21 protein-coding genes are annotated in these 19,462 nt (G+C 36.6%); 2 read left to right on the forward strand and 19 right to left on the reverse strand.

What is annotated here, in order from left to right:
- Positions 1-331 precede the first annotated feature (331 nt).
- From rsmI to B4D49_RS05135, 15 genes are all read right to left on the reverse strand, one after another.
- Positions 332-1,198 carry a 16S rRNA (cytidine(1402)-2'-O)-methyltransferase gene (gene rsmI / locus B4D49_RS05065; protein WP_286783438.1) on the reverse strand — a complete coding sequence of 289 codons (867 nt, stop codon included), beginning with the start codon at positions 1,196-1,198 and terminating at the stop codon, positions 332-334.
- Between the two features lie 9 nt (positions 1,199-1,207).
- Positions 1,208-1,528, reverse strand: a complete 321-nt coding sequence (yabA, locus tag B4D49_RS05070; protein WP_286783439.1) for a DNA replication initiation control protein YabA — start codon at positions 1,526-1,528, stop codon at positions 1,208-1,210.
- Positions 1,521-2,321 (reverse strand): PSP1 domain-containing protein, encoded by an 801-nt coding sequence (locus B4D49_RS05075; RefSeq protein WP_132868760.1) that lies wholly within the window; start codon positions 2,319-2,321, stop codon positions 1,521-1,523. Before B4D49_RS05075 ends, yabA begins: the two co-directional genes overlap by 8 nt.
- The gene (locus tag B4D49_RS05080) at positions 2,318-3,193 is read right to left on the reverse strand and encodes a DNA polymerase III subunit delta' (RefSeq protein WP_286783440.1); all 876 of its coding nucleotides are present in this window, start codon (positions 3,191-3,193) and stop codon (positions 2,318-2,320) included. Before B4D49_RS05080 ends, B4D49_RS05075 begins: the two co-directional genes overlap by 4 nt.
- Before the next feature lie 20 nt (positions 3,194-3,213).
- Entirely contained in the window at positions 3,214-3,840 is a 627-nt protein-coding gene (tmk, locus tag B4D49_RS05085) for a dTMP kinase (RefSeq protein ID WP_132868758.1), read from the reverse strand.
- A gap of 89 nt (positions 3,841-3,929) precedes the next feature.
- Positions 3,930-4,589: a CBS domain-containing protein gene (locus tag B4D49_RS05090; protein ID WP_132868757.1), complete on the reverse strand. Its 660-nt coding sequence runs from the start codon at positions 4,587-4,589 to the stop codon at positions 3,930-3,932.
- Positions 4,590-4,723: 134 nt separating this feature from the next.
- Entirely contained in the window at positions 4,724-5,434 is a 711-nt protein-coding gene (locus B4D49_RS05095) for an ABC transporter ATP-binding protein (RefSeq protein ID WP_074560767.1), read from the reverse strand.
- The gene (locus B4D49_RS05100; RefSeq protein WP_286783441.1) at positions 5,434-6,198 is read right to left on the reverse strand and encodes an ABC transporter ATP-binding protein; all 765 of its coding nucleotides are present in this window, start codon (positions 6,196-6,198) and stop codon (positions 5,434-5,436) included. The genes B4D49_RS05095 and B4D49_RS05100 overlap by 1 nt, the downstream gene beginning before the upstream one ends.
- Complete coding sequence (locus B4D49_RS05105; protein WP_074481346.1) at positions 6,198-7,151, reverse strand: branched-chain amino acid ABC transporter permease; 954 nt, start codon at positions 7,149-7,151, stop codon at positions 6,198-6,200. The genes B4D49_RS05100 and B4D49_RS05105 overlap by 1 nt, the downstream gene beginning before the upstream one ends.
- Before the next feature lie 3 nt (positions 7,152-7,154).
- Positions 7,155-8,039 carry a branched-chain amino acid ABC transporter permease gene (locus tag B4D49_RS05110; protein ID WP_286783442.1) on the reverse strand — a complete coding sequence of 295 codons (885 nt, stop codon included), beginning with the start codon at positions 8,037-8,039 and terminating at the stop codon, positions 7,155-7,157.
- A 52-nt stretch (positions 8,040-8,091) separates the two neighbouring features.
- Positions 8,092-9,273 carry an ABC transporter substrate-binding protein gene (locus tag B4D49_RS05115; protein ID WP_286783443.1) on the reverse strand — a complete coding sequence of 394 codons (1,182 nt, stop codon included), beginning with the start codon at positions 9,271-9,273 and terminating at the stop codon, positions 8,092-8,094.
- Between the two features lie 113 nt (positions 9,274-9,386).
- On the reverse strand, positions 9,387-9,638 hold the full coding sequence (locus B4D49_RS05120) for a YlbG family protein (RefSeq protein WP_286783444.1): 252 nt from the start codon (positions 9,636-9,638) through the stop codon (positions 9,387-9,389).
- Positions 9,631-10,071, reverse strand: coding sequence for a YlbF family regulator (locus tag B4D49_RS05125; protein ID WP_199542923.1), 441 nt, complete (start codon positions 10,069-10,071; stop codon positions 9,631-9,633). The genes B4D49_RS05120 and B4D49_RS05125 overlap by 8 nt, the downstream gene beginning before the upstream one ends.
- Positions 10,072-10,323: 252 nt before the next feature.
- Positions 10,324-10,914, reverse strand: coding sequence for an ATP-dependent Clp protease proteolytic subunit (locus B4D49_RS05130; RefSeq protein ID WP_021142943.1), 591 nt, complete (start codon positions 10,912-10,914; stop codon positions 10,324-10,326).
- A gap of 129 nt (positions 10,915-11,043) precedes the next feature.
- Complete coding sequence (locus tag B4D49_RS05135; protein ID WP_286783445.1) at positions 11,044-11,937, reverse strand: DMT family transporter; 894 nt, start codon at positions 11,935-11,937, stop codon at positions 11,044-11,046.
- A gap of 113 nt (positions 11,938-12,050) precedes the next feature.
- Here B4D49_RS05135 and B4D49_RS05140 point away from each other — a divergent pair, with 113 nt between their 5' ends.
- Positions 12,051-12,920, forward strand: coding sequence for a LysR family transcriptional regulator (locus B4D49_RS05140; protein ID WP_286783446.1), 870 nt, complete (start codon positions 12,051-12,053; stop codon positions 12,918-12,920).
- Positions 12,921-12,984: 64 nt separating this feature from the next.
- Here B4D49_RS05140 and upp read toward each other — a convergent pair whose 3' ends face one another.
- From upp to B4D49_RS05160, 4 genes are all read right to left on the reverse strand, one after another.
- Positions 12,985-13,614, reverse strand: a complete 630-nt coding sequence (gene upp, locus B4D49_RS05145) for a uracil phosphoribosyltransferase (protein ID WP_021142946.1) — start codon at positions 13,612-13,614, stop codon at positions 12,985-12,987.
- 145 nt (positions 13,615-13,759) lie between these two features.
- Entirely contained in the window at positions 13,760-14,923 is a 1,164-nt protein-coding gene (locus tag B4D49_RS05150; protein ID WP_286783447.1) for a MalY/PatB family protein, read from the reverse strand.
- 1 nt (position 14,924) lies between these two features.
- Positions 14,925-16,019: a cystathionine gamma-synthase gene (locus B4D49_RS05155; RefSeq protein WP_286783448.1), complete on the reverse strand. Its 1,095-nt coding sequence runs from the start codon at positions 16,017-16,019 to the stop codon at positions 14,925-14,927.
- 298 nt (positions 16,020-16,317) lie between these two features.
- Positions 16,318-17,952, reverse strand: coding sequence for a putative polysaccharide biosynthesis protein (locus B4D49_RS05160; RefSeq protein WP_286783449.1), 1,635 nt, complete (start codon positions 17,950-17,952; stop codon positions 16,318-16,320).
- Between the two features lie 95 nt (positions 17,953-18,047).
- Here B4D49_RS05160 and B4D49_RS05165 point away from each other — a divergent pair.
- A partial coding sequence (locus B4D49_RS05165; protein ID WP_286783450.1) for a UDP-N-acetylmuramoyl-L-alanyl-D-glutamate--L-lysine ligase occupies positions 18,048-19,462 on the forward strand: 1,415 nt, incomplete at its 3' end.

The raw sequence follows: 19,462 nt of genomic DNA on the forward strand, positions 1-19,462 counted from the left end.
AGGTTTTAATTTTTAAAACCAAACTCAAAATCTCTAACATCGCGTTAGATTTTTATGTTAGATAATATAACACTATTTTTTGGACAAGTAAAGAGTTTTTGGGTAAATTTTCTGAATTTTTTAATTTTATAACAAGTGATGTCAGAGAAATATGCTAGTCTAAATCGCGCAAAAACCTTATTTTAAAAGCTTTTAGTAACATTTACAGAAAACATACGATGTTAGCTTTCGCTCATTTTTTATTATAACCATCAATGTTATATTTTCTAACATTTACTTGTAAACAAACTAAAAAATCAGACAAAAAGCCTGATTTTTTCAATGAATCATATCAAATACCATGATAAGCATTATAAACTTCTTGACGATTTAAGCCATACGTTTTGGCAACCTTCTTAATGGCTTGATTTGGTTTTTCACCAGCCTCAACTAGGCTAGACACAAGCTCTGCTGGATTTAAGTCTTCTGCAGCAGCTTCAGTTAAAACAGCTTGATCCTGACCAGAAACAATTAACAAACACTCACCTTTTAAGGGATTCTCAGCAATATACTCCAAGAGTTCTGAAATAGAACCACGTTGATATTCTTCGTAAAGTTTTGTCAATTCACGAACCAAAACAACTTGTCTGTCACCATAGACAGCTAACATGTTCTCTAAGGTATCTGACACGCGATAAGGTGATTCATAAAAGATTTGTGTTTCAGGATAGGCTTTTTTACTCTCAAAAAAGTCTTTTTGTTGTCCTGATTTTCGTGGTAAGAACCCATAAAAGATATGTGGCTGTGGTGCAAGTCCACTAGCAATTAATGCCGTAATCCCTGCTGAAGCCCCAGGAAGAGCCACAACAGTAATATCTTCAGCAATGGCTGCTTTTACCAAATCATGTCCTGGATCTGAAATTGATGGCATTCCAGCATCTGATACCTGAGCCAAATTTTTTCCAGACTTCAAAAGTTCTAGCAACTCTGGAATTTTTTCATAAGCATTATGCTCATGAAAGCTAATTTGCTTAACAGTAATATCAAAATGCTTCAATAAAAGACCTGTATTTCGAGTATCTTCAGCACAGACAAAATCTGCTGCTTTCAACGTTTCTACTGCACGAAACGTCATATCTTGCAGATTACCAATCGGTGTTGGCACAAGATACAAGGTTCCATAGTCAGTCTGCCCCTTGAAACTTTTTTGTACTTTCATAACAGACAACTACTCCCTATCTAAGACTTCCATACAGAACATACATTCTTCGTCATTTTCACGACGTTGCCCATAATAGTCATTACAAATGTGGAAACCATCGTGATAAATACTTTCAATATATCTTTTACCTTGTTTAGAAGATTTAACAGGAGTTTCTTGTTCAAGTTGAGAAAGACGTGTGCGTAATTTATCATTCTCAAGTCGAAGAGCTGTATTTTCTTCTAGCAAAGATTGTACTTGTTTTTTCATGGCTTCAATTTCAGCCAAGGTAATCATTAAATTTTGTGAAAAACCATCAAAGGCATCAAATAATTCTTTTTTATCCACGTACTTTGACCTCCTCTAAAGCATAAGTTAAAAGAGTATGTCGTTCAGGTAATCTCACCTTAACAGTATCAGAAAAGACATCAATTCCTGCAACTACTCCTAATCCATCAACCGTTTCAATTTCTGCTCCCAAATCAGGGAATTTCTCCTTAGAGGTTTTATAGAACTCATCTTCAAAACTCAAACAGCACATTAAACGACCACAGATACCTGCTGTTTTACCCGTGCTAAGTGACATGCCTTGATTTTTGACCATTTTGATTGATACTGGTGGAAATTCACCCAAAAAGCTGGCACAACAAAGCGCACGACCACAAGGTCCCACACCGCCGTACACCTTAGCTTCTTCACGACTATTAATCTGACGAAGTTCAATACGTGTTTTAAAGTGAGCAGCCAAATCACGTAAAAGCTGACGAAAATCCACACGATCTTCTGCACAAAATGTAATTAAGACATAACTTCTTTCTAAAGGAAAGACAATATCAATCACTTTCATTTTAAGCTGATTGGCTTCAATCAACTCATTAACCTTATCAAAAGAATTCATGGCTAAGTCTAGGTTTTCTTGATAAGCTTGAAAATCTTTTTCGTTAGCCTTACGAAGTACTTTGTCCATCTCAGCAGGCAATTTTACTTCATCCATTTCTTCATTAGCTGTCACTGCCTGAGCTAATCGACACCCTTTTTTATTTTTGATAACGAGATAGTCACCAACTTGATAATTTTGATTTGGCAAAACATAGACAACGTTGCCTGTTTCTTCGTACTTTACACTCAATACTTCTGTCATGAAATCACCATATATTCTAGCACATTTTGGAAGCTCACATTACTCTTCCACATCTGCTGTGCCTTATAACTTTTCTCTAAATAATCTAAACTTTCTTTTTGATTGAATTGCTTTGCTAAAAACAAAGGCAAGAGTTGGAAAACCAATTCCTGTTCTGACTTCTCAAGAGCAGCCTGAACTAAATGTCCCGTTTCCAAATAAGCTGTCGCCTTATCTTTAAATAGTATCGAGATAAAACGCTCGCTGGTCTGAAGTAGTTCTAAAATCTTCTTATCAGCTATCAACTCATCTAAGTGAGCTAGTGTTTTGGCTAATTCTGCTAAGATATCAGCCTGAGTTTTTAGAATGCCAGCTTTTTCAGCTTGTTCTACTAAGAGTTTCTTGTTTTTAGGAAAACGAAAGACTTGTGTTCGACTCTTGATAGTTGGAAGAACTTTACTTTCGTCACTAGTAAGCAAAATCATGTAAGAAGAACTTTGTGGTTCTTCGATGAATTTCAACAAACTGTTAGCAGCATTTACATGCATCTTTTCACAATCTTGAATGATGAAAACCTGTGATTTTCCTTCAAATCCTGAACGTGAAAAATCACGCATCATTTCACGGATAGTATCCGTTTTGATGATTTGTCCTGTTGGCTTGACGATTTTTACATCTGAAAAATCATTATCCTCAATCAATTGACATTCACGACATTTGCCACAAGGTCTTCCTTCTTGCAAGTTCTCACAAAAACGACTTTTAGCAAGATAGAGCGCAAAATCAAAACTGGCAAAATCCCCTGAAAAAAGATAGGCGTGGTTCATCCTATCTGATTTTAAAATCTGATTAAAGTCTTTAAAAAGTTGGGGTTGCAAGCACTCTAAATCCATTTTAATTCCTTTACTCTTATTTAGCTTAGTTTCTCAAGAATTACTTGTGTCGCTTCTGCAACAACTTGTTCCAATTCACGTGAGGCATCAATCGTCACAATACGTTCTTCTGTCTGAGCTAAGTCTAAATATCCTTGTCTAACACGCTTGTGCATGTCTATTTTTTCCAAATCAAGACGATTCACTTCTCGGTCAGCATTTTTAGCAATTCGGGCTAAGCCAATTTCTGATTTAACATCAAAATAAAGCGTCAAATCAGGCTTTCTACCATCTGTTGAGAAGTCATTTAACTTAGCAATAATTTCTTTATCAAGACCACGTCCTGCGCCTTGATAAGCTACTGAACTATCAATAAAACGATCAATCAAGACCACCTTACCAGCCTCTAAAGCTGGCAACACTTTTTCTACATAGTGTTGACGTCTTGCTGCCATATAAAGTAACAACTCTGTCTTACTGTCCATCGCAACGTGCTTAACATCCAAAATAACATCACGAATGCGTTCTGCAATTTCAACACCACCTGGTTCACGTGTGGTCACAATATCGTAGCCCTTTTCTTGCAAAACTGGAAGAACTTTTTCTAAAACTGTAGTTTTTCCAGCGCCATCTGGACCTTCAAATGTAATGATTATACCGTTTTTCATGAAAATTCCTTAAAATTTTTTATACTTCTATTCTATCAAAAATCGTACAAAAAAGCACTGCTAATCTTAGCAATGCTTCCATAATTCCTTTAATCAATGACTTTAGCTGAGGTTAACTCAATTGCATCAACTAGAATACCTTGATTGATTAATTTTTCACGCAAATCGGTAACATCTGCTTTGCCATCAATTTGAATTTCAATAACTACTTTACCTGATCTACGTGTTGCAACTACTGTACGTTTGATATTAAGATTATCTGCTGAAATAGTGTCGACGATTTTTGCCAAAGTTCCGACTGTATCTTCAGCAGTAATAATAACACGAACTCCTTCTTCACCATATCCTGATACTTCCAAGAATGCTTTAAAAACATCTTTTTCAGTAATCACGCCATACACCTGTCCAGATTCAACAACTGGCAAAATTCCAACATGATTTTTCATCATTGCATAGACAGCATCCTCAAGACTAGCATAAGGTGAAACTGTGACAACATCACGAATCATAATGTCACGAATTTTTGTTTTATTTAACAAATAATTCATTTCATAAATTGACAAAGAAGTCGCTTTTGATGGACTAGCTTCTGCCATTGTTCTTTCAGTAACAATGCCGACTAATCGATCATTTTCAATAACTGGTAAGCGGCGTAATCCTTGTTCTCTCATCATATCAGCTGCATGAGCAACTGTTGTATTGGGTGATACATAAACAACTTTTCTTGTCATAAAATCTTTAACTGCCATAATTAATCTCCGCTTATTTTTCTTACATTTATTATATCACAAACTGCAAGCGATTCCTAAAAAACTAAACAGTCATGAAAGAAGAGTAGACATATTTGCCTACCCTTCCTCAAAAAACTGATAAAAGATCTTTCTTATCCACCAAGATAAGCTTTACGAACTTCTTCAGATTCTAATAATTCTTTACCTGTTCCAGAAAGAACAACTTTACCTGTTTCTAAAACGTAACCACGATCAGCAATCGCCAACGCTTTGTTAGCATTTTGTTCAATTAGCAAGACTGTTGTTCCTTGTTTTTGAATATCTTGAATAATATCAAAAATTTCTTGGATAAAGATTGGAGCAAGACCCATTGATGGTTCATCGAGCAAGAGCAATTTAGGTTGACTCATCAAAGCACGTCCCATTGCAAGCATTTGTTGTTCACCACCTGAAAGTGTGGCAGCATCTTGCATTTTACGTTCTTCAAGACGTGGGAAGCGATCAAAGACTTTCTTCAAGTTCTTTTGATTTTCTTCACGATCATTGCGCAAGAAAGCTCCCAATTCAAGGTTTTCAAGGACAGTCAAGCCAGGAAAGACGTGACGTCCTTCAGGAACTTGTGACAAACCATTAGCAACAATTCGACGGGCAGGTTCTTTTTGAATCTCTTGACCAAGAAATTCAATTTTACCAGCACTTGGTCGAACCAAACCTGAGATTGTACGAAGAATTGAAGTTTTACCGGCACCATTGGCACCAATAAGAGTCACAACTTCACCTTCATTAACTTCAAAAGAAACATCTTTTACAGCTTGGATAACGCCGTAGTGCACTGATAAATTATCAACTTTTAACATTGCCATTATCCTTCACCTCCAAGATAAGCTTCAATTACGCGTTGATTATTTTTAATTTCATCAGGAGTGCCGTGAGCGATTAAGCGTCCATATTCAAGAACATAAATACGCTCAGTAACTTCCATAACTAGACTCATATCATGTTCAATCAGCATGATAGTGATATTAAATTCTTCTTTGATTTTACGGATGAGTTGTGTTAATTCTGCTGTTTCTTGTGGGTTCATACCAGCAGCTGGCTCATCTAAGAAAAGAATTTTAGGTTCAGTAGCAAGGGCACGGACAATTTCCAAACGACGCTGTTGACCGTATGGAAGATTCTTAGCCAAAGTATCCGCATCACCATCAAGATCAAAAATTGCAAGTAGATCCATTGCTTTTTGACGCAATTTTTCTTCACTACTGTAGAATTTCGGTAAACGAAGGAAACTTGCCAAAAGATGTGGATTATTTTGATTAGCCATACCAACAAGTACATTTTCCAAAACTGTCATATCCTTAAAGAGACGAATATTTTGAAAAGTACGTGATAAACCAAGTGATGCGATTTTGTATGGCTTCTTACCATTTAATAATGTACCATCTAAAGAAACTGAACCTTCGCTTGGTTCATAAACACCTGTTAAAAGGTTGAAAAGTGTTGTTTTACCGGCACCATTTGGCCCGATTAGTCCAACTAGCTCTCCTTCATCAAGATGCATGGTAACATCACCAACAGCTGTCAAACCACCAAAGTTTTTAGTTAGATTTTTAACATCAAGCAATGCCATTAGTGATTACCTCCTTTGCCTTTATTAAAGAATCGTGACAAGGTAAATTCTTTTGTCCCCAATAGTCCACCTGGACGGAAAATCATGACTAAAATCAAAGCAAGTGAGTAGATGATCATACGTAGGTTTGACACATTTTGTAAGAACATATTCAAAATACCCAAAACAATAGCCGCAAGGATGGTACCTGTAATTGATCCAAGGCCACCAAGAACAGCAATAATCAAATAATCAATTGATTTCATAATTGTGAAATCTTTTGGTACAACTGTTCCAATGTAACCAACGTAAAGTGAACCAGCAATCGCAGAAATAATTGCCCCCATAACGAAAATCATAACTTTCATTTTCGTTACGTTAACTCCCATAGCTTCTGCAGCAATTTCATCTTCACGCACAGCAATTACCTGACGACCAGTTGATGAACGCAAAAAGTTCAAAATCAAAACTGTGATACCAGCCACAAAAATGAAGATAACAGGCCAAGATGTATATGGCAAAATCCCTGTCAAACCAGCGGCACCGTTTGTCACTTCACCACCATTGACAATAAAGATACGAATAATTTCAGCCATACCAAGTGTTGCAATTGCAAGGTAATCACCTTTCAAACGAAGAGTCGGTACACCAAAAACAAGGGCTACAAGAACGGCAATCACAACACCAACTAGCATCGAGAAGTAGAAGCCACCATATGTTGGATTTTGTTGCGTAATAATAGCTGTCGCATAAGCACCAATCGCCATGAAACCAGCTTGTCCTAGCGTAAACTGACCTGAGAAACCAAGTACCAAGTTTGTACCAAGTCCCATCAAAATACTAATACCAATCCCCATTAAAATTTGGATATAGTAAAGGTTTAAAATATTTGTTTTTGTTAATACTTCTATAATTCCAAAAAGAACTACAATAAGTGCAAGCCAAGAAAGGTTAAGTTTTAGATTCTTTTTCATTTTCTACACCTTCTCTTTCACATTTTTACCGAGAATACCAGCTGGTCTTACCAAAAGAATAATGATTAAGACAGCATAAACAATAGCATCGCGGTAGCTTGAGAGGTTAACTGAAATTGATAATGTCTCTAAAATACCAATAACAAATCCACCAAGCGCAGCACCTGGAATAATACCAATACCACCAAGAACAGCAGCAACGAAAGCTTTGATACCAGGAGTCATCCCCATAAGTGGCTCGATTGAATTGTAGTAAAGTCCAATCAAAACACCAGCGGCACCAGCTAGCGCTGAACCAAGTGCGAAAGTGAAACTGATTGTTGAATTAACATTAATCCCCATCAATTCAGCTGCATCACTATCAACAGAAACAGCACGCATAGCTTTACCCATTTTTGTCTTTTTAACAATTAACTGCAAAGCAACCATCAAGACAAGAGAAACAACCAAAATCAACAATTGAATATTTGTTACCGTAACAGGACCAAGCTTGTAGCTAACAATATCAATTGCTTGCGGGAATGAACGTGTATTGGCACCGACCAAGAAAACCATACCGTATTCAAGGAAGAATGACACACCGATAGCTGTAATCAAGGCAGCAATACGAGTTGAGTGACGCAACGGACGATAAGCTAAGAATTCAATTACCATTCCGATGAAGGCTATTACAACCATTGTCACGATAAGCGCAAGCCAGAAATTCATATGAAGTGTACTAATAGCATAATATCCGATAAAAGCACCTAACATATAAATATCACCATGCGCAAAGTTAATTAATTTAATAATCCCATAAACCATGGTATAACCTAAAGCAAGTAGAGCATAAATACTACCTAGAATAATACCATTAACCAGTTGTTGGGGAAGTTGTTCTAAAAACATAAAATTACCAAACTTTCTAGTCAAATGATCAAAAAACTAACGACAAAAGAGCTTAGTTTTTCTTAATTTCAACAGCATCTGCTGAAACTTCAGCACCATCTTTCATAATAACCATCAAAGCTGTTTTGATTGGATTGTGTTTCTTGTCGATAGTCATATTACCAGTCACACCATCAAAATCTTTTAATTCAGCAAGGTTATTAGCAATATCAATTGAAGTTTTCGCACCTTCTGCTGCTTTTGCAATCATATAAACTGAATCATAAGAAAGTGCGGCAAACATATTTGGTTCTGAACCGTATTTTGCTTTATAAGCTTTAATAAAATCATTTGCTTTACCTGAAAGGGCTGTTTTTGTTGAATAACCAGATACGTAGTAAACACTATTAGCATTAGCTTTACCAGCCAAATCAGCAAAGCTATCATCATTGAAACCATCAGGTCCAAGAATTGGAACACTGATTCCCATATCACGCGCTTGTTTTGTGATAATACCAGTTTCTGTATAATAACCAGGCATAACAATAGCATCATAATCCAAGTTTTTAAATTTCGTCAAAGCTGATTGGAAATCCTTATCCCCTGAAGCAAAGGTAGCTGTTGTAACAATGTCGCCTTGATATTTTTTCTTGAACTCCTCAGCAATTCCTTTAGCATAGTCACTTGAATTGTCGTAATAAAGAACGACCTTTTTAGCATTCAAATTACTGTAAGCATATTGAGCTAAAACCTGACCTTGGAAGCTATCTTGGAAAGTCGTACGGAAAACATATTTTTTAACACCATCAACAGTATCAAGTGTTAAATCATCTTGAGTTCCGCTTGGTGTCAACAAAGGAACACCAGTTTTTTGTGCGTTCAAACTTGCTGCAGCAACAGCACCTGATGTCGCAGGACCAATCATGGCATTAACTTGACTTTGAATAGCCAAGTTTGTTGCAGCTGTTGAAGCTTCCGCATTTTCTGACTTGTTATCTTTTGTCACAAGTTCGATTTTTTTCCCATCAACGCCGCCAGCTTTATTAATCTCTTGAACAGCAAGTTTAATCCCGTTGTTTTCTGCATTACCATAAGCAGCAACTGTACCAGTCAACTCAAGGTTAACACCGACTTTAATCGTATCGCCGATTGTTGTACCAGTAGCATTTGCAGTAACATCTGGAGATTTACTACAAGCCCCTAGAGCGATTGAGGTTAAAAAAGTTAACGCTGTTAGCACAATCTTTTTATGCATAAGACATTCTCTCCTTAATTTTCTAATAAAAAAGTTAAGTCAAAGAATACTGAATTATCTGAAAATTTACACTATTCTTCGCCCACTTCTTTCGTACCCAAATGTGTATTATATCAAAAATGTGACAAATTGCCCACAAAATCTTGATCAATATTATCAAGTTCTGATAAAGAAACTGCTTTCACAAATTTTAAAGCTGAAATTTCCTCAACAATATCTGCTGCTTCTTCCTTATTAACGTATAGCAGCTGATAATGCATTTTTCGAGAATGATAAAGAACATCGCCATACTTGTTCAATTTTCTCGCATCACGATTATAATATAAATAAACAATAATTCCCTGACGTTCTTGTTTTTCAAACATCTCTCTTCCCCCCTTTACTACAATGTTGATGGTGTGATTTATGTGGTGCCAAAGGCAAACCAGTATCTACAAAAATCGTTGGTGAAATGACTAATGAAATTTCTTTTGTTAACTCTGCTAGAATCTTTTGGACAGCCACTTCATTTTGTCTTAATAAGCTAACTGTTTGATCCAAATCAAGCGCTCTTTTTTCCTCTAGTAACTGACGACGAAGGTCTTTTACCTCAGGACGAAAAGCAGCATAATCTTTGACTTCTTCGTAAGATTGCTTTAAAGCCTGAAAATGAGAAATTCTCGCTTGTAAAGCTGTATCAGCTAAGAATGCTTTTTGAATTGCTAAATAAGATTTCACTGAATCTAATTCTAAAAAAGCTTGAGCAACCTCATCGATTGCTTCATCAATTTCAAATAATTGTTCATCAATTGCCAACATAAATCGATTATACCATATTTGATATCAAATGTATCCCTACCCTGCTTACAGCAAAAAAGGGAGTGAGACAGAAATCGGTAGTTTCGCAGAAACTTGATTTCATCGTCTCACCCCCGCAAGGTTGAGTAGGGTTGTAAAAGCTGATTTATCAGCGTATTGGAACCCACTCAACTACTGCGTCTTGTATAGAATATCCATCTAAAGAAAGAAGCTGAACACTTTTGTCTCAGCCTCTACTTATTTATTAAGAAATTAGTTCAATTCGTTGTTGACCATGATTTCATCGATAAAGCCGTATTCAAGAGTTTCTTGAGCGCTCATCCAGTTATCACGTTCAGCATCTGCGTGAACTTTTTCCAATGTTTGGCCTGAATTATCAGCCAAAATTTGTTCCAAGTTTTGACGTGTTTTCAAAAGGTGTTCAGCAGCAATTGCCATATCAGTTTGTTGAGTACCGCCACCAGTACCACCCATTGGTTGGTGAATCATGTATTCTGCATTTGGTAACATGAATCGTTTACCCTTTGTACCTGATGAAGCAATGATTGTACCCATTGATGCTGCCATACCCATAACAATAGTTTGAACATCTGATTTAATGAAGTTCATTGTATCTACAATAGCAAGACCAGCTGAAACTGATCCACCAGGAGTATTAACATAAAGGTAAATATCTTTTGTATTATCTTGCGCATCAAGGAACAACAATTGAGCAATGATAGAGTTTGCCATATTGTCTTCAACTGGTCCAGTCAACATGATGATACGATCTTTCAAAAGACGTGAGTAAATATCATATGAGCGTTCACCGCGGCTTGTTTGTTCAATAACTACAGGAATCATATCTTTTCTCCTTTACTAGGCTAGAAAATAATAGGTATAACATCTCAAAACTATTTTTCTGGCCTCTGTTTTAAATATTAACCTGAGACTATTATAGTCAAATGGTCAAAAAAGGTCAAATGAAAAATTTTAATATTCGACTTTTTCCTGAAGTAAAATAAATCGACTGCTTTTTTTCGGTTGATAAATGGCTAATAGAACACCGATAAAAATCAAGCCTGTTCCTAAAAATGCTAAACCGCTCAGCCATTCGCCAAAGAAAAGAAAGGCAAAGACTGCTGCAAAAATAGGCTCTAGAGCAAACATGACACTTGTGAATTCTGCACTAACATAAGATTGAACAGTTGTTTGCATCACCCAACCATAAGCTGAGCATAGCAAAGCTAGTCCTAAAACAGAAAACCAAACTGTGCTTGAATGAGGTAAAACAGGCGTTTCAAGTGAAAATGTTCCTATTAAAGCATATAAACTAGAGAAACCTAATTGCCAAATTCCTAAACTCATCGCATCTACTTTATCAACAAAGGTTTTAGAAAGAATAATGTATAAAGCATATAAAGCTGCAGATAACAAACACATCGCAGCACCAAAATTTAATTGCGATAAATCAGCACCAGTTAAGAGATAAAGGCCAAGTAAAACAATAAGAATCGCTACTATTGTCTTTACATTTGGCAGTTTTCGAGTCATGATAGCTTGGAAAATAGGGACAATAACCACTGTAGTGGAAGCCAAAAAACCTGCTGTTGAAGCCGAGGTATCAATAACACCAACAACTAAAAAATAAAAGACTGCAAATAATAAAGCTCCTGCTAAAGCACTACAAGTCATTAACTTCCAAGAAAAATTTTTTTGTAAACGTCGATAAAAAATCAAAATCAAAGCCAAAAAAGCCAAACCACAACGGAGAGCTACTAATTCTATGGCTGGAATTTCAGATGCACCAAGTGCCATGAAAATATAGGACATCCCCCATGCGAGAGGCACAGTAGCTGAAAATAGTTGAGCATATTTTTTTATCATAAATTTCACCTCTCAATTCCTAATATCATGCTTTTATTATAAGTTGATATTGGATATAAGTAAAATTAAAGTATATAATAGAAACATAAATTTTACTTATGAGAGGTGCTGCAATGATTTCAAAATACGCTATTTTCTGCTCGGTTATTGAATCGGGTTCTTTTACCAAAACAGCCAACCTATTAAACTACTCACAAAGTGCTGTCAGTCAAACCATCAAAAATCTAGAAAAAGAAATTGGAACGTGTTTATTAACTCGGGGTCATGAAGGCGTCAAGTTAACAAAAGATGGTCAAGCACTCTATCCCTACTTCCAACAAATTGTCCAAAGTGAAAAACAGTTAACTAAAAAAATTGACGAATTACAAGGCCTGAATAAAGCTGAGATACGCATTGGTATTTTTACTTCTGCTAGCCGAAATTTTATCTTACCATTTATTAAAGAATTTAAATCTAAACATCCAGCAGTGAATTTTGTCCTCAAGCAAGGGGATTACACAAGCATTCACCAATGGTTAGATACCGGGCAAGTGGATTTAGGTTTCACGCACATCGATTATGTTGGTCAATTGCAATCTCAAATCCTTTATCAAGACTGTCTTTATGCAGTTCTACCAAGCAAACATCCTTTGGCAAAACAAAGCGAAGTTTCTCTTTCTGATTTGGCTAAAACTGAGTTAATTTTGCTTGATGAAGGTGAAAACAGTTTAACACGCGCAGCTTTTGCTAAAGCAAACATCACCCCAACATTCACCTACGAAATTTACGATGACTATACCATCTTGGAGATGATTCGACAAGATTTAGGAGCTAGCCTCCTTTACGAAAACTTCCTTGATGGCCTAGCTCTAGAAGATTTAACCGTTCGTCACATTACTGAAAAACCATTTCGGACCATCGTTTTGGCTTGGAAAAACTGGCAAACCCTTCCTTTAGCTGCTCAAGAATTTGCCAAAAATATTTCTAACCATATTCATGATTAAAAAAGGTTTGCGTTCTCAACCGAACGCAAACCTTTTTATTGTTAATTAAGCAGTAAGCTTAGCTTTATTTTGTACCAAACAAACGGTCACCAGCGTCACCAAGACCTGGTACGATGTAACCATTTTCGTTCAATTTTTCATCAAGAGCAGCTGTATAGATATCGATGTCTGGGTGAGCTTCTTGAAGAGCTTTAACACCTTCTGGAGCAGCAACAAGACAAATAAATTTGATGTTTGCAGCACCACGTTTTTTAAGTGAGTCAACAGCCAAAATTGCAGAACCACCAGTTGCAAGCATTGGGTCTACCACAAAGATTTGGCGTTGATCGATATCTTCTGGTAATTTCACAAGATATTCAACGGGTTGTAAAGTTTCTTCGTCACGGTACATACCAATGTGACCAACTTTAGCCGCTGGGATAAGGCTCAAGAAACCATCAACCATACCGATACCAGCACGTAGGATAGGAACAATTGCCAATTTTTTACCAGTCAATTGTTTTTGAGTTGTTTTTGTAATAGGTGTTTCAATTTCAACATCTTCTAATGGAAGGTCGCGAGAAACTTCATAGCCCATAAGCATAGCGATTTCGTTAACCAATTCGCGAAAATCTTTAGTTGAAGTTGTTGTACGACGTAAAATTGACAATTTGTGTTGGATAAGCGGGTGTGAGATAACTTGGAATTTTCCCATGATTGTACTCCTTTATACTGAATTTAGTTTAACCTTACCAATTATAGCAGAAAATAGGGAAATTTGCTAAATTTTTATGACGAATGTCACATTTTTATCATAATAGCGTTTTAAAATACTAAAAAAAGCAGGATTTCTCCTGCCATTATTTTCCAAAAACCTCAGCAATGCGTTTGCTTGCTTCTTTGATAGTCTCAAAAGGCGTTGCAGCATTCAAACGTGCAAAAGTTTTTCCTTCTTTACCAAAATGTGAGCCATCATTTAAAACCACTTTTGCTTCTTTTTGCAATTTTTCATCCAATTGCGGTTGTTCAATGCCATAAGCAGAAAAATCTAACCAAACCAAGTAAGTTCCTTCTGGTTTCATGACCTTGATTTTTGTATTTTTTTCAAAATAGTCGACAAGATAATCGATATTTTTTTCAACCACTTTTTTGAGTTCTTCTAACCAAGGTTTGCCATAAGTAAAGGCGGTTTCTGTAGTAATCATACCAATTGTTGGAACTTCATGCTGATTATTAGCCAGTTGAACACGTTGAAATTTTCGTCGCAAAGTCGGATTCTGAATAATCACGAAACTATTCTTAGTTCCTGCAATATTAAAAGTCTTCGTTGCTGACGATAAAACCAAGGTAAAGTCTTTAAAGCTATCATCAATTGTATTGAAAGAATGATGAGTGTGACCAAAAAGGGCTAAATCTTGATGAATTTCATCTGAAACCAAAATAACACCGTGTTTTTTGCAAAGCTGACCAATTTTTTGCAATTCATCCTTTGACCAAACACGTCCACCAGGATTATGCGGACTGCAAAAGACATAAAGTTTAACCTGATTTTCCACAATGTCTTTTTCCAACTGCTCAAAATCAATTTCAAAATGCCCATTTCTAATCAGCAATGAATTTTCAACCAACTTACGATCATTAAGGCGAATAGTACGAGCAAAGGGATAATAGACTGGCGAATTAATCAAGACAGCATCGCCTTTTTCTGTAAAAGCTTGAATAGCGACCGAAATGGCTGGGACAACACCGTCAATAAAAGAAATATCTTCCTTTTTAATCTCATAGCCATGCTCATTTTTTTCCCAATCAATCACGGATTGATAGAGAGAATCTTTAAAATAATTATAGCCAAAAATATGTTCCTGACCGTAATCAATGATGGCCTGTTTAATTTCTGGAACAGGTAAGAAATCCATGTCAGCTACCCACAATTGAAGCAAATCTGGATTTTTTTCTGAGCTTTGCCATTTATAAGTAAACTGATTTAGACGATTGGGTCTACTTGTAAAATCATATTTTCCCATATTACCCCTCCAAAGCATTTTTCAAATCTTCAATCAAATCTTCAACGTCTTCAATACCGATTGACAAACGTAATAAATCATTAGTCAAACCGTAAGAAAGACGAACATCTTCAGGAATATCAGCGTGCGTTTGCGTTCTTGGATAAGTGATTAGACTTTCTACACCTCCAAGACTTTCTGCAAATGTGATAATCTCTAGATGATTAATGATATCAGGAATTTTCGTTTCATCAACCACCTTAAATGAAATCATACCACCTTTTCCAGTATAAAGCACCTCTTTGACAGCTGATGAATTTTTCAAAAAGGCAACAATTTCGTGAGCATTTTCTGTGGCTTTTTCCATACGAAGTTTAAGAGTCTTGAGACCTCGCATTAACATGTAGGAATCAAAAGGAGAAAGGGTAGGTCCTGTAGTATTCAGATTATAAAAAAGTTTTTCATATATAGCTTTATCACTGGTAATCACAACGCCTGCAAGAACATCATTGTGACCCGCTAAATATTTTGTAGCTGAATGAACCACGATATCAGCTCCAAGAGCAATTGGATTTTGATAAATCGGACTATAAAATGTGTTATCAACGACTAATTTAGCTCCATTGGCATGTGCAACTTCTGCAACTTTCACAATGTCAAATTCAATCATCAAAGGATTCGTCGGTGTTTCAAGGTAAACGATATCCGTCTCTTCAGAAATTGCAGCTATAAGGTCAGTTTCTGAATTAGCATAGGTAAACTCAAAACGTCCTTCTTTTTCCTTGTCATTAAACCAACGGAAAGACCCGCCATACAAATCACGCGCAGCTACTACTTTTGCCCCAACAGGAAAAATTTCAAGTGCCAAAACAATAGCGCTCATTCCTGATGAAGTCGCTAAGGCATAATCTGCTTTTTCAATCGCTGCCAGTGTTTTTTCAAGGGTAGCACGTGTTGGATTTTTCGTTCTTGTATAATCAAATCCAGTTGATTTTCCAAATTCAGGATGTTGATAAGTCGTTGAAAAATGAATCGGTGCTGCAAGAGCTCCCGTTGCTTCATCCGACTTGATCCCAGCATGAGCTAAAATAGTAGCCAATCTACAGTCACTTTTCATAATAGTCCCCCTTCTCATCTCATATACGATCTGTCAAAAATTTATAGACCTTATTCTAACATTTATTTTCTAAAATGCATGCCTTTTAGCTATTCTAATTCTTGATACTTAGCTATAAGAAAAAACTATAGCTAAAAAGGAAGTGATATTTTAAAAGCTGATTTATCAGCATATTAGAAATCAGTCAACACTATGCCTTGCTTATTATAACTACATAAAAAAGAAGCTGAGAACTTTTGTCTCAGCCTCTTTCACGAGTCTAGAAATTAAAAGCAAATTTAGCCCTGTAGACTGTTTTTTACTCTAGATGGAATTTTTGACGCAATGCTTTTGCTCGACTTCCAATTAATTTATCTAAGAGATGAGTTGCCAAAGCTAAGAAGCCATAAACAGCAACACCAAGCGCTCCCATGAGAACTAGATAAATCACACTACCAATACGAGTCGTTGGACTGATAATGAAGTGAAGGCCAAATGTTCCTAAAGCAACAACCACTCCCATGATAGCTGTTAAAATAGTCACCAAAAGAATGCCTCGCCATAATGCCTTGCGGTTAAAGTGTGTTACTTGGTGAATTTGATTAAACATCAGAACAATTGGAACCATCAAACCAATAGCCGTTGATAAAAGTGGTCCATAAGCTTTAAATAAAAAGATAAATGGTACTTGCAAAACAATCTTGACAACTAAGCCATACGCAAAATAGTGAATTGCTTTGCGGTTTTCAAAAAGTGCTTGCAACATTGGTGCTAACAAACTATAAAGTGCCAAGAAAATCACTTGAATCAAAGCACCAACGAACAACCATAATGCATCGCTATTTGGTGCACCATAGAAAAGAGTGTAGAGAGGTTGAGCCAAAATAATAGCTCCCATCATAGCTGGGAAAAGCACCATGCACAACATTTGTAAACTATTAATCACCAAATGTGCAGCAGCTTTTCTATCTTTATTGACAAAGTTTTCTGTCAAAAGTGGAATACCTGCACCACCAATTGCTGTTGCCAGAGAAATCAAAATCATCGTAACTTTATTTGGATTACTTGACAAATAAGCGTACAAGATTTGCAATTCTTTCAAACTATGCGAGGTAAAGAGTTTCATTGAATTAATGAAAGACCATTGGTCAACAAGTTGGAACAATTGAATTGCTGCTCCAGTGATGATAAATGGAATTGCTTCTTTTACGGTTTCGATGATAATCGCATTAGCATCGATATCAATCTCTTCATTTTCCTTAGATAAAATAGCCTGTAGTTTTCCTTCTTTCCAAAGGAAGAAAATGAGCACCATCACACTGGCAATCATTCCGATAAAGGCTGCAAACGTCGATTGTACAACGGCTGAGACATAGTCGCCAGAGCCAATCTTCATAATCATAAAAGCTGTAAGCAACATCCAAATCACACGAATCACTTGTTCAGCAATTTGGCTCATGGCATAAGGTTTTAAGTTGTTAAAACCTTGAAAGAATCCACGAAGAACACTCATCGATGGGAAAATCAATACCGCCCAAGATAAGCTTTTCATAACGCGAACCAAATCGTCGCCACCACCACTCCAGGCAGCTTGAAGTGGTGCTCCAAGATACATAATTGCCGCAAAAATCAACCCAAGTAATAAGGTTAATTTTAAAATTTTGCGTAAAAGGTAATAGCTGGTCTCTTCTTGTCCAAGAGTATTATACTTGGAAACTTGCTTAGCAATGGCTACAGGAATCCCAGCCGTTGAAATTAATAGGAATACAGCATAAATGTTATAGCCCATTCCAAAAAGAGCATTAGCTTGTTCACTGTGTGTGCCCATCCATGCATACCATGGAATAATATAGAAGGCACCCAAGAGACGACTGATGAAGTTTGAAGCTGTTAACCAAGCAGCTCCACGCACCATCTGCTGTTGCTGTGTCACATTTGTTTTGTTTTCAGACATAGTATTCTTCCTAATTTTAAAATAAGCGTTACTTTTTATTATAAACTTTTGCCTGTGACTTGTAAAACAAGGACATTAAGTCTAAAATAGAGAGTATGATTACACTTGAAAAAACCCTCGACATTTTGAAAAAAGATCATAATTTCCGTGAAGTGATCTTCCATAATCATTACAGTCTTAATTGGGCAGAAAATCCTACTTTTTCTAAAATTAGTTTTGATAGCCGAGACGTAGACAGTTCAACACTATTCTTTGCCAAAGGTGCGACCTTTAAAAAAGAATATCTTGAGCAAGCTATCCAAAAAGGCTTACCTTTCTACGTCAGCCAAGTTGACTATGAACTAGATATTCCTGCTATTATCGTTACAGATATCAAAAAAGCTATGAGCCTGATTGCGATGGAATTCTACGGTCATCCTGAAGAAAAACTAAAAATTATTGCTTTTACAGGGACAAAAGGAAAAACGACTGCTGCATACTTTGCTTATAACATTTTAAAACAAAGTCACAAACCAGCTATGTTTTCAACTATGAATACAACCCTCGATGGCGAAACATTCTTCAAATCAAAACTAACAACACCAGAAAGTCTTGATCTCTTCAAAATGATGGCGACAGCTGTTGATAATGGTATGACTCACCTTATCATGGAAGTTTCTAGTCAAGCCTACCTTGTTGACCGTGTATATGGTCTAACTTTTGATGTCGGTGCTTTTCTTAACATTAGTCCAGACCACATCGGGCCAATTGAGCACCCAACCTTTGAAGATTATTTCTACCACAAACGACTGTTGATGGCTAACAGTAAAGCCGTTGTTGTAAATGCAGGCATGGATCATTTTGGAGTGGTCGCCGAACAAGTAGCTCATCTTCCTCATGATTTTTATGGTAAGGGTTCTGATAATACTATTGAAAATGGCCGAGCATTTGATTTTGACGCGACTGGCAAACTTGCTGGACATTATGACATCCAACTTATTGGCTCATTTAACCAAGAAAATGCCATGGCAGCTGGTCTTGCTTGTCTTCGCTTAGGAACAAGTCCTTCTGACATCAAAAAAGGAATCGCTGAAACAAGTGTTCCTGGTCGTATGGAAGTTATTACGCAAGCAAATGGCGCTAAAGTTTTCGTCGATTACGCGCACAATGGTGATAGTCTTGAAAAACTATTGTCAGTTGTTGAAGAACACCAAACTGGAACATTACATTTGATTCTAGGAGCTACTGGTAATAAGGGCGAAAGTCGTCGTGCTGACTTTGCACGCGTCATCAATACTCACCCAGATCTTCAGGTGATTTTGACAGCTGACGACCCTAACTACGAAGATCCACAAACAATTGCTGAGGAAATTGCAAATCAAGTTACTCGTCCGCTAGCTATTCAAGTAGATCGTGAAAAAGCTATCGCCAAAGCCATGGCAGCTACTACAAATGAAAATGATGCTGTTATTATTGCTGGTAAGGGTGCTGATGCTTACCAAATCGTAAACGGTGAACGCACAGCCTATGC

The sequence above is a fragment of the Streptococcus sp. UBA4344 genome (genome assembly GCF_002393675.1).
GTDB lineage: Bacteria > Bacillota > Bacilli > Lactobacillales > Streptococcaceae > Streptococcus > Streptococcus vicugnae.